Origin of the sequence: Actinoplanes sp. NPDC023801 (genome assembly GCF_040639655.1) — a bacterium.
Taxonomy (GTDB): Bacteria; Actinomycetota; Actinomycetes; order Mycobacteriales; family Micromonosporaceae; genus Actinoplanes.
The window spans coordinates 213,767-223,774 of record NZ_JBFAAI010000007.1 but is presented as its reverse complement, the minus strand read 5'-3'; the positions used below and the strand labels follow the sequence as shown (position 1 = coordinate 223,774).

Here is a 10,008-nt window from a genome sequence, read left to right as displayed (position 1 = left end):
CGCCCCGCCGGTGCTGTTATCCAACCTGGGCTACGCCGCTGACCTCAAACCTTCGTCAGGCCATTGCGGCGGTGCCGCACCGCAAGATCAAGTAGGAACGTATCCACCGCGACGGCCCGTGACGATCGTTCAGGCGGATCGATTGCCCACACCTGCGAACAGCTAGGACGGACGGCTTCACATGAAGTAGACGTGGGCAGCGCCGATGTCATCCGGGTGTCGGCGCTGCTTGTGCCCGTCGTCAGGCTGAAAGAGCGAGAGGACACGGGAAAGCAGTCCAGAGGCTGAGGAATAGCGGACGATGGAATAAGTCATCTCCACCCCTAACCTGATCGACAGAACGTCCCCCGGACCGTGACGGTCCGGGGGACTTTCCGTCTCTACGGCATCATGGCGGTCGTGCCGATCGAATCCCTCGTGGTGACCATCGATTCCTTGCTGGACTCCGCGCTGGCGGAGGAACCGGCCGACCGGCCGTACGCCGCGACGGAACTGCTTCCCCACCTGGACCGATCCCAGCTCGAACGGGTGTGGACACTGGGGACGGAGGCCGCGACCCATCCGCAGCGCGTCCGGGTGCTCCGGGAACTGGTGGACTTTCTGGACCCCGAACGGGCGGGCGAGGTGCTGGAGATCGCCCGGAACATGCCGGACGACGGCTGGCGAACCAGTCTGTTCAGGGCTCTGGTGCCGAATCTGGCGCCGGAGGAACGACCTGCCGTCCTCGATCAGATCCTCGACGAGACCGAGCCGGCCTGGCATGCGGCGACCGGCTTCCGCGACCTGCTACCGCTCATGTCACCGCAGCAGGTCACCCGGCTGGCGGACCTCATCCTCGCCGACGCCGATCAGCGCGAGGCGGCCAGTGCCGTCGCCGGGCTTGCTGAGTTCCTGCCGTCCGGGGTTCGCGAACGCGCCTGGCGGGCGGTACTGGAGATCGCCGACGGACGGTTCCGGGCCGCCGTGCTGGTCCGCTGGGCACCGCACGCCACCGCTGCAGAGGCACGGCATCTCCTCGCCGACGCGGAACGACTGCCGGCCGGGGACGCCCGTGGTGCGGTGCTGACGGCGGTCGCGACCTCGGCCGGGCTGTCGGAGGAGGAACGGACCACGGTGGTACGGGCGGCGCTGCGCGAGGTGCACCACGGCCTCATCATGAACATGCTGCCCCGGCTCGCCGCGATTCTCGATCCTGCCGACCAGGGCGTCCTGTTGACGCGCGCCGGCCCGGGCCTGCCGGTCGACGTGGCTCGATACCTCGATGACGAACGGCTGGAGCAGGCGCTGCGGACCGTCGAGGACGACGGCGATGCCTGGTTGGTGGCCGCTGCCGAATGCCTGGATCACCTGTCCGCTGGCCGACGCGGTGCCGTCCAGGACCGCTGTGTCGAGATCATCCTCGCCCGGGGCCTGGTGGACCGGCTGCCGAAGCTGGTGGGGCGGTTGCGGGAGGAGCAGTACGCCGCACTGATACCGCTGGCGCTGACCTTGCCGGCCGGTGACGTTCAGGGTCTGATCGCCCTCGCACCGAAGCTCGATCGGGAGCAACGAGACGAGGCGCTGCGGGCGGTACGGTCACTTCCCGACGCCCGCCGGTGTGCCGACCTGGTCACCGCGCTGGCACCCCATCTCGACCAGGACCAGTTGACGGTGGCGGCGACCCGGCTGCCGCCGGCGACCGCCGGTCCGGTGGACAGGGTGGTCATGCTGGTCGCACTCGCTCGGGCGGCGACGGGCGATCTGCGGAGTGTGCTGACCGCGAAGGCCGTCGCCGGGGTCGTCGCGCTGGAGGAGCCATGGCGTGGGGCCGAGGCGCTGCTCGAATGGGCCGGTGCCGAAACGGACGACATCCTCCGGGACCGTCTGCTGGACACGCTGCTCCAGCTGTCTCCCCGGATGGATCCCGGCGACCGCACCCGTCTCCGCGTCCGGATGGCAGGGCTGCTTGGAGCGGAACGGCGAACGCATATAGCGACCGCCTGAACGGCGAATGCCCCGGCCGGAGGACGACCGGGGCATTGCCGACGTCGATCAGGTGCTGGACCAGCGGGTGACCTGACGGGTCTTGATCACATGCCGGCCGGGCACCCAGGTGCGGCCGCTGCGGCGGCTCTCGTAGTGGCCCGGCTCCCAGATCCGGACCGATTCGGTGACCACACGCCGCGTCTGCCAGCGTTCGGCGGTGATCGCCCGGTCACCCTCGCGAGACACGATGACCCGGCGCAGATGCCAGGCGCGGCAGTCCCGTTCGGTACGGCTCTTGGCGTGGCACAGGTGAGCCTGCCGGGCCTTGTACGGGTTCCCGGTCCCGGGCCACTCCGGGTGCAGTGTGGTGCGCATGGCCTGGTACCAGTTGTGGGCCATCTTGCGGTACCCGAACTCGTTCGGGTGGTGCGCGTCGTAGATGTCCAGCCCGGTGACGGTCGACTGGTCGACCAGGTGCACCTTCGGCCCCTTGCCGCGGACGATGTCCGGGATCATCGCGTTGTAGGCCTTGTTGGCCGGGGTCTCGGACTTCACCGCGGTGCCGACGATCCGCGCCACGAAGACGTGTGCGTGCGGCACTCGTCGGTGGACGACGTCGATCAGGCCGGAGAGCTTGGCGGCGGCTGACTCCGGGTTCTCCGAGCGGGTGATGTTGTTGGTGCCGGCGTGCAGGAGGACGACGTCGGGCTCGTACTCGGCGAGCCGCTGGTCGGCGATGCCGGCGATCTGCTCGATCGTCCATCCGCCGTGGCCTTCGTGGTCGAGGTCGCCACCGGTGCCCTCGCTCTGCGATCCGACGAAGTCGACAGGCATGCCGGCGTCCCTCAGGCGGCGCTGCAGATCGCCGCGGTAGCCGTTCTTGCCGGGGGATCCGACGCCGACCGTGATGCTGTCGCCGAGCGGCATGATCCGCAGCGTGGTGGACGCCACGGTGCCGGTGAGGTCGGGTGCGGACGGTTGCGCTGACGCGGAGGTTGCCATGCCGGTGCAGAACAGGAGCCCTGTGACCGAAGCCGCGAACATGCCGAGCCGGGAACGCCTCATCTGTGCCCATCCTGGAGTGCCGATGCCTACGCCTGCGGTATCGGCGGGTCCGGACCGGCGATGAGGGGGTCAGCGGGTGTTGCGCTCGGTTCGCAACCAGACGCCGAACTCGACCGCGGTCCGGACGCCGTGTTCCAGCACCGCGGTGTAGATGTCGAAGCCACCGACCTCGTCCGGATACTCCGGACGCAGGTGCCAGACGTTCTTGATGGCGAGGATGGCCTGGCGCTCCTCGTCGGTCAGCCGGGCGGTGAGTTCACGGTGCCATTCGGTCACATTCGCGTGATCGTCGTGCAGCCAGATCGACAGATCGACACGCCACTCCCCGATGGTCAGGGTGAGGTGATACCGCTCGTCCCGGCGCTTGCCGGTCGGTGACCGGTCCCCACGTTCGTCGGCGTAACCGAAACCGGTCAGCCCGGGAATCGTCACCGCCTTGGCGAGCAGGGCGACGACGTCCTCCGGGCTGAAGCCGGGGCCACCGTGGAGCATCACGTCCAGGTCGCGCCACACCATTAGGCCCGAGACGTAACTGCCGGTCGGCGTCAGTGACCCGAGCGGCTCCAGCAGCGCGAGCACCGTACGCGCCTCCGCCTCCAGATCCTCCGGGCTGGCCATCGCGCGTTCCTCCTCCAGATGTCTCCGACACCCCGTCGAAGCACATTGTCGGATGTGGCCGGTCCGGACTTGGTGACCGCCCCCGCCCGGACGAACCGGCACGGCCGTCCGGCGTGCTGTCACGCGCCCGGCAGCAGGGCGGCCAGATCCCCGAAGGCGCCGCGGTGATTGCTGATCACTTTCGCCAGCGCTCGCCGGAAGGCCGCCACGTCGACGTCGTTGAGCCGGCTGCCCTGCTTCCGGGCGAGGGCGGTCTGCTCCTCCGTGGCCTTGGCCCAGAGGCGGATCTCCTCCTCCTGGGCGAGGAGTCCGGCCTGCATGATCGGGTCGCGCATCGTGGCCGGCCGCTCCGACAGCCACTTCGCGCTGGCGAGCAGCACGTCGACACCGTGCTGGTGGCGGGACCACGAGACATACGGGGCGTACGCCTGATGCTGCTCGGTCATGTAGAAGATGACGCTGTTCTCGGCGCCGTCGACCAGTCCCTGTTTCAGCGCGGAACCGACGTCGTTGGTGGCCAGCGGCACGGCGGTGGCCCCGAGCGCGTTGACCATGTCGATCGACACGATGCTCTGCGGGACCCGTATCCGGAGGCCCTTGAGGTCCGCCGGGGTGCGGATCGGCCGTACCCGGTTGTAGAAGTTGCGGTCGCCGGCGTAGAAGAAGCCGAGCGTGACGAGGCCGTGTTCGGCGAGGATGGCCGAGCAGCGCCGGCCGAAGTCCCCGCGCATGCTCTGCAGGCACTGGTCCCGGTCGGCGAACGAGTACGGCAGGCTGGCCACGGCGAGGCGTTTGTCGTAGGCGGTGAGATTCGCGAGCAGCGTCTTGCAGAAGGCCAGCTTCCCGGTGCGGAGCATCTCGGCCATACGTTGCTCGTCGCCCAGCTCGCCGCCGGGTTTCACGGTCACCCGGCACTGCCCGCCGGTGAGCTCGGCAACCTTGGCGGCGAAGAACTTCTCCGCGGCGACCAGAGGGCTCGCCGGCTGTACCGACTCACCGAGCAGCACGTCCAGCGGGGCGGTCGGTGCCGACGGGGAGCGGCTGCATCCGGTGGCGAGCCCGGTCCCCGCCGCGCACACCGCCGCCATCAGGGCTCGGCGATTCACGTACTCAATCTAGGTCAGCGGCGGATGTCACATCGTGCTGATCGCCAGACCGGAGCCGGCCAGCCAGCCGGTGAGTTCGGCAGCCGGGAGAGGACGGCTGATGTGGTAGCCCTGCGCCTCGTGGCAGCCGAGATCGTGGAGGGTCCGCAGGGCGGACTCGGTCTCGACGCCCTCGGCGACGACCCGCAGACGCAGGTTCTTGGCCAGTTCGACGACCGCGCGCACGATGGTCTCGTCCCGGGTGCTCTCGCACATCTTCATCACGAAGCTACGGTCGATCTTCAACTCGTGCGGGGGCATGTCCCGCAGGTGCGCGATCGAGGAGTAGCCGGTGCCGAAGTCGTCGATCGAGATGTTGACGCCCTGCTCCCGCAGGGTGCTGAGCACCTCGCCGGCGCGCAGCGGGTCGATGATCACGGCACTCTCGGTGATCTCCAGGGTCAACAGATCCGGGCGTACGCCATGACGCGCGAGCGCCGCGGCGACAGTGCCGGGGAACGCGCCGTCGGTCATCGACCGGGCCGGGACGTTCACCGACACCGGTAGCTCGTGACCAAGGTCGGCCCACCTGCCGATCTGGGCCAGGGCCTGGTCGAGCACCTCGGCGGTGACCAGATCGATCAGGCCGCTCTCCTCGGCCAGCGGGATGAAGGCGTCCGGAGCGAGCAGCCCCCGGCTCGGGTGCTGCCAGCGCACCAGTGCCTCCGCGCCGCACGGCCGTCGGGTGGCCACATCCACCTTCGGCTGGTAGAAGACGACCAGCTCGCCGCGTTCGATGCCCTGACGCAGCTCGCTCTGCAGCGTCAAACGGCTCGCGTCACCACTGTCCAGCGCCGGGTCGTAGCCGCACACTCCGCTGTGGCGGCGCTTGGCCGCGTACATGGCGACGTCGGCGTGCTGCAGCAACTCGGCCGCGTCGTGACCGTCGCGCGGGCACGACGCGACACCGATGCTCGCGTCGATGTCGACCAGCAGGTCACCCAGCCGGATCGGCCGGCGCAGCGCCTCGAGGATGCGGTGCCCGGCCTCGATCGCCTCCGGGTGGTCCGGCTTCGTCGGGAGGATCAGCGCGAACTCGTCGCCGCCGAGGCGCACCACCACATCGTCGGCCCGGCAGCCCCGGTCGAGGCGTTGCGCCACCTCGACCAGCAGCTCGTCACCGGCCTGGTGCCCGAGCGTGTCGTTGATCTCCTTGAACCGGTCGAGGTCGATGAGCAGCAGGCTGAACGGCTGACCGGTCTCCTGCCCGTGCCGTACGGCAGCGTCGAGCTCGGCGTGCAGCATCGCCCGGTTGCCGAGTCCGGTCAGAGGGTCGTGGGTGGCCTCGTGCAGTCGCCGCGCGGCCTGCTGTTCGGCGCGGCGCTGATAGCCGACGAGCACCCGCGCACAGACCGCGAACAGCGCAAGGACGACCGCGATCGTCGCCACCGCGATCAGGTGCAGGATCTCGGCACGCCGGTTCACCTCGCGCAGGTACTCGGTCAGCCGCCGCTGGTGATGATCACCGATGCTGAGTACGTTGTCGCGCAGCGGCGCGAACGTCAGCGAGGCCAGGTCGGTGTAGCCCTTGACGTCCCCACCCTGGTCGGTGTGCGCCATGATGTCGAAGACGATCCGGTTGTAGTTCTCGTAGGCGCCGCGGATGGCGTCCAGTTCCGCCCGGTCCACGGAGCTGTCCTGCTGGAGCCAGTCCAGGTGTGCCTGCGCCCCGCCCAGCGTGCTGGTCAGCTGGACGCGACGGTACTCGGTGCCGCCGGTGGTCAGGTATTCCCGCAGGGCAGCGTCCTCGGCGTTGATCTGGACCGAGATCCCGTTCAGTTTCTGGGTGATCGTCTGGACGCGGCGGACCTTCTCGGTCGTGTCGGCCATGCCGGTGGAGGCGAGCACGGCCGAGGCCGCCAGGATGACGATGCCCATCGCGGTGCCGGCGATGGCCGACCGCGCCATCGCGCGGTTCTCCAGCAGCCGGCTCCACCGCTGCCGCCTCGATCCGCCCGCCGAACGATCCACCGTCATGGGAGGTACGTTCGGCTCCGCGAGCGGCGACTTTATCCTTCTCCCGGGCCGCCCGGCGTGATCCGGCCGACGCCCGATGGTTACTGGCTCCGCCCGCCGAGGAAGTCGGTGATCACGGTGGCCAGCACGGCCGGCTGCTCGATCACCATGGCGTGGGATGCGTCGGCCAGGGACAGGTGGCGCAGGTGCGGGATCGCGGCGGCCTGCTCGACCAGGAACCGGCGGTGGGCGGCGTACAGGTCGGCGAACGGCTCCTGCTGGGGCAGGTCACGGGTGGGCAGGACGACGAGCTCGGGGCAGGTCGTGGCGGCGTAGACCGGGGTCAGATCGAGCTCGTTCATGGCGGTGCGCAGTTCGGCGGTGAGGGTCGCCGACGGGCGGATCGAGGTCTCGCCGCCGAGGTGGACGAGGTTACGCCGGAAGCCCTCGACCCACACCTTCTCGTTGGCGCCCATGTCCCGGGCCGCCATCTGCTGCTGCTCCACCAGGTCGGGCAGCTGGTCGGCGGGGATGACCTGTCCCGCGGCGGCCTGGACGCCGTCGAAGACCGCGTGCAGGCGGGCGAGTTCGGTGGCTGCCTTCTCCGGATCGAGGCCGGGGAGGTGCTCGGGCCGCGTGGGCGGCGGGTTCCCGTCCAGGCTGATCACGCCGGGGGATTCGGGGTGCCGCTGGCCCCAGAGGGCGGCCAGCATGCCGCCGAGCGAGTGGCCGACGACCGCGGGCCGTTCCAGTTCGAGCTGGACGCAGACGGCCGCCAGGTCGCCCAGTGCGGCGTCCCAGGTCCAGGGGCCGTCGCCGGAGCGGCCGTGCCCGCGCAGATCCATGGTCACCACCCGGTGCCGGGGGCGCAGCGCCCTGGCCAGCGTGGTCATGTGCGCGAGGTTGGCACCCGCGCCGTGCAGGAGCAGCAGGGGCGGCTCGTCCCCGAAGTCGCCGCCGAAGTCGCGGGTGGCGATCTGGACGCCGCCGGCGTCGATGAGACGGTCGTTGATCATGTGGACTCCTCAGTGGGAGGGGCGTTGCGCAGCCGGGCTCGGATGGCGTCGACGGGTACGCCCCCGTCCGGGTGGCGGGGCAGGCGGCCTCGGCGGACCAGGTCGTGCACGCCCTGCCGGCTGATGCCGAGCATCGCGCCGGCGGTCGCGTAGGACACCGAGACCGCGAACGGGTGGCCGGCCCGGCGCACCACGATCTGGCCGAGCGGGGTCCGCCACCAGTCGACCGGCGGTGTGAAGGCCTGGTCACCGGTGTAGAGCGTGCCGATCAGGCGGGCGATCATCCGGATCGCCGCGTCGTCGTCGCCGGTCTCCAGGATCCGGGCCCAGCCGGCGGCCCGACGCCGGACCAGGCCGCGCACCTCGTCGACGACCCCGGCGTCCTCCAGCAGGATCTCGAGCGGGTCGAGCAGACGGTTGTCGAGCAGCTGGAGGAGTTGCCCGGTGAGGTCGCCGGTCTTGCTCATACGGTCATCGTTCCGCTACTTGACAGTCGGTGTCAAGCGGGTTGCCGGATGTCCGCCGGGATAGGGTTCGGGCCGTGAAGCGACTCCCCTTGGCGCCGCGAGCGCTGACCGAGCCGCACCCGTCCCGCCTGGCACCGGACCATCCGCACCGAGCCGAGATCCTCGCCTCCCACGCCGCCGCGCTCGAGGCCGGGCAGGCCGGTTACCCGGATCCCGGCACCGGTCTCTTCGTGCTGACGGCGGGATTCCTGGCGGCCCGGGAGACGTGCTGCACACGCGGATGCCGTCACTGCCCGTACGTGCACGACCCCTGATCGCCCTCTTCCGTGATCGCCGCCCGCCCAGTACGTTGTGTGCGCCCGCCCCCGGGGAGGATCATCAGTGCCCAAGCGTCTGGCCGCTATCGGTGCCGCCGTCGTGCTAGCCGTGGCCGGCTGCAGCGACTCCGGCGATGAGTCCGCCACTCTCGTCACCCCGGTGCCGTCGGTGTCGGCGGCGGATCAACTGGCCGAGCAGCCGGCCGCGTCGGCCGGTGGCGCGTGCATCCTGTGGGATTACGCCTTCATCGAGGAGACGATCGGCATCCGGTTCGCCGTGGCCGCCTCGGATCAGATCGATGACACGTCGACCTGTGTGGTGCAGACGACGACCGCGGCATGGCCCGACCTCTCGCTGTCCGTTGTGGAGACGACGAGCGCGAACGCCGACGTCTTCCTGGACACCCGGATGCCGGCGAAGGCGACGAAGCTGACCGGTCTGGGCCGCGCCGCTTACCGCCTGAACACGAAGGCGTCCGCCGAGCACGGGCCGACCGTGGAGATCGGCTGGCTCAGCGAGGCCAAGCAGCTGCAGACGGTCCGTTTCACCTTCGCGAAGGGCGCCTCGGCGGCCGACGTCAAGAGCATGAACACGAAGCTGCTCAGCCTCGCCAAGGGCTTGAGCACGACGAACGGCTAGACACGACCGAACGGTTGGGTACGACCGAACCGCTGGGTACGACCGAACTGCTGGGCAGGGCTCAACGGGCCGCCACGAACACCCGGGAGGCCACCTCGCGGGGGAGCCGGATCTTGTCGCCGGCGGAACCGTCGATGGTCACGCCGTCGCGTTCCTGGGCGACGGTCACCGTGGTGCCCGGATTGATGCCGGCCGCGTGCAGCTGGCGCAGCACGTCGGAGTTGGTCTGCACGCTCTCGCAGATGCGCTGGATGACCACGCTGCCGCTGAGACCGGGGAAGGCCAGATTGCGCTCGCCCCGGCTGAGCACCTCGGCGGTGTCGTCCGGCGCGCCCAGCTGCTCGAGGCCGGGGATCGGATTGCCGTACGGCGAGCGGGTCGGCTTGTTGAGCAGCTCGTAGACCCGCTTCTCGACGGCGTCGCTCATCACGTGCTCCCAGCGGCAGGCCTCCTCGTGGGCCTCCTCGTAGGGCATCCCGATGACGTTGACCAGCAGCAGCTCGGCGAGACGATGCTTGCGCATCACCGCGACGGCGTTGCTGCGGCCGAGGTCGGTGAGCACGAGGTGGCGGTCGCCCTCGACGGTGAGGAGGCCGTCGCGCTCCATGCGCGCGACGGTCTGGCTGACCGTGGGGCCGCTCTGGTGGAGGCGCTCGGCGATCCTGGCGCGGAGCGCGGGCACACCCTCTTCCTCGAGCTCCAGAATGGTGCGCAGGTACATCTCGGTGGTATCGACGAGGTCGTTCACGATGTGGCCCTCCCAGCAGCGATAATACCGCGTTGCGGTGGGTTGACCTCCGCCCCGGACAAGTGCCTGCC

10 protein-coding genes are annotated in these 10,008 nt (G+C 69.9%); 3 read left to right on the top strand and 7 right to left on the bottom strand.

All coding sequences use genetic code 11. The features are described from left to right. Nucleotides 1-399 precede the first annotated feature (399 nt). Entirely contained in the window at nucleotides 400-1,983 is a 1,584-nt protein-coding gene (locus AB0G04_RS16230; protein WP_360982680.1) for a hypothetical protein, read from the top strand. A gap of 48 nt (nucleotides 1,984-2,031) precedes the next feature. On the opposite strand, the gene AB0G04_RS16225 is transcribed toward AB0G04_RS16230, so the two are convergent. The 6 genes from AB0G04_RS16225 to AB0G04_RS16200 form a co-directional block, all read right to left on the bottom strand. Then, on the bottom strand, nucleotides 2,032-3,030 hold the full coding sequence (locus AB0G04_RS16225) for an SGNH/GDSL hydrolase family protein (protein WP_360982678.1): 999 nt from the start codon (nucleotides 3,028-3,030) through the stop codon (nucleotides 2,032-2,034). A 69-nt stretch (nucleotides 3,031-3,099) separates the two neighbouring features. Further along, the gene (locus tag AB0G04_RS16220; protein ID WP_360982676.1) at nucleotides 3,100-3,648 is read right to left on the bottom strand and encodes a hypothetical protein; all 549 of its coding nucleotides are present in this window, start codon (nucleotides 3,646-3,648) and stop codon (nucleotides 3,100-3,102) included. Nucleotides 3,649-3,767: 119 nt separating this feature from the next. Next, complete coding sequence (dctP, locus tag AB0G04_RS16215; protein WP_360982674.1) at nucleotides 3,768-4,754, bottom strand: TRAP transporter substrate-binding protein DctP; 987 nt, start codon at nucleotides 4,752-4,754, stop codon at nucleotides 3,768-3,770. Between the two features lie 27 nt (nucleotides 4,755-4,781). Continuing rightward, nucleotides 4,782-6,770, bottom strand: coding sequence for a bifunctional diguanylate cyclase/phosphodiesterase (locus AB0G04_RS16210; RefSeq protein ID WP_360982671.1), 1,989 nt, complete (start codon nucleotides 6,768-6,770; stop codon nucleotides 4,782-4,784). Nucleotides 6,771-6,850: 80 nt separating this feature from the next. After that, nucleotides 6,851-7,765, bottom strand: a complete 915-nt coding sequence (locus AB0G04_RS16205) for an alpha/beta hydrolase (RefSeq protein WP_360982669.1) — start codon at nucleotides 7,763-7,765, stop codon at nucleotides 6,851-6,853. Then, nucleotides 7,762-8,232 (bottom strand): hypothetical protein, encoded by a 471-nt coding sequence (locus AB0G04_RS16200; protein ID WP_360982667.1) that lies wholly within the window; start codon nucleotides 8,230-8,232, stop codon nucleotides 7,762-7,764. Before AB0G04_RS16200 ends, AB0G04_RS16205 begins: the two co-directional genes overlap by 4 nt. A 74-nt stretch (nucleotides 8,233-8,306) precedes the next feature. On the opposite strand from AB0G04_RS16200, the gene AB0G04_RS16195 reads away from it, so the two are divergent. Both AB0G04_RS16195 and AB0G04_RS16190 read left to right on the top strand, forming a co-directional pair. Continuing rightward, nucleotides 8,307-8,546 (top strand): DUF5522 domain-containing protein, encoded by a 240-nt coding sequence (locus AB0G04_RS16195; RefSeq protein WP_360982665.1) that lies wholly within the window; start codon nucleotides 8,307-8,309, stop codon nucleotides 8,544-8,546. A 67-nt stretch (nucleotides 8,547-8,613) separates the two neighbouring features. Further along, a complete protein-coding gene (locus AB0G04_RS16190; protein ID WP_360982662.1) occupies nucleotides 8,614-9,189 on the top strand; it encodes a hypothetical protein in 576 nt (191 codons plus the stop codon). A 61-nt stretch (nucleotides 9,190-9,250) separates the two neighbouring features. On the opposite strand, the gene AB0G04_RS16185 is transcribed toward AB0G04_RS16190, so the two are convergent. Continuing rightward, a complete protein-coding gene (locus tag AB0G04_RS16185) occupies nucleotides 9,251-9,940 on the bottom strand; it encodes a metal-dependent transcriptional regulator (protein WP_360982830.1) in 690 nt (229 codons plus the stop codon). Between the last annotated feature and the right edge of the window lie 68 nt (nucleotides 9,941-10,008).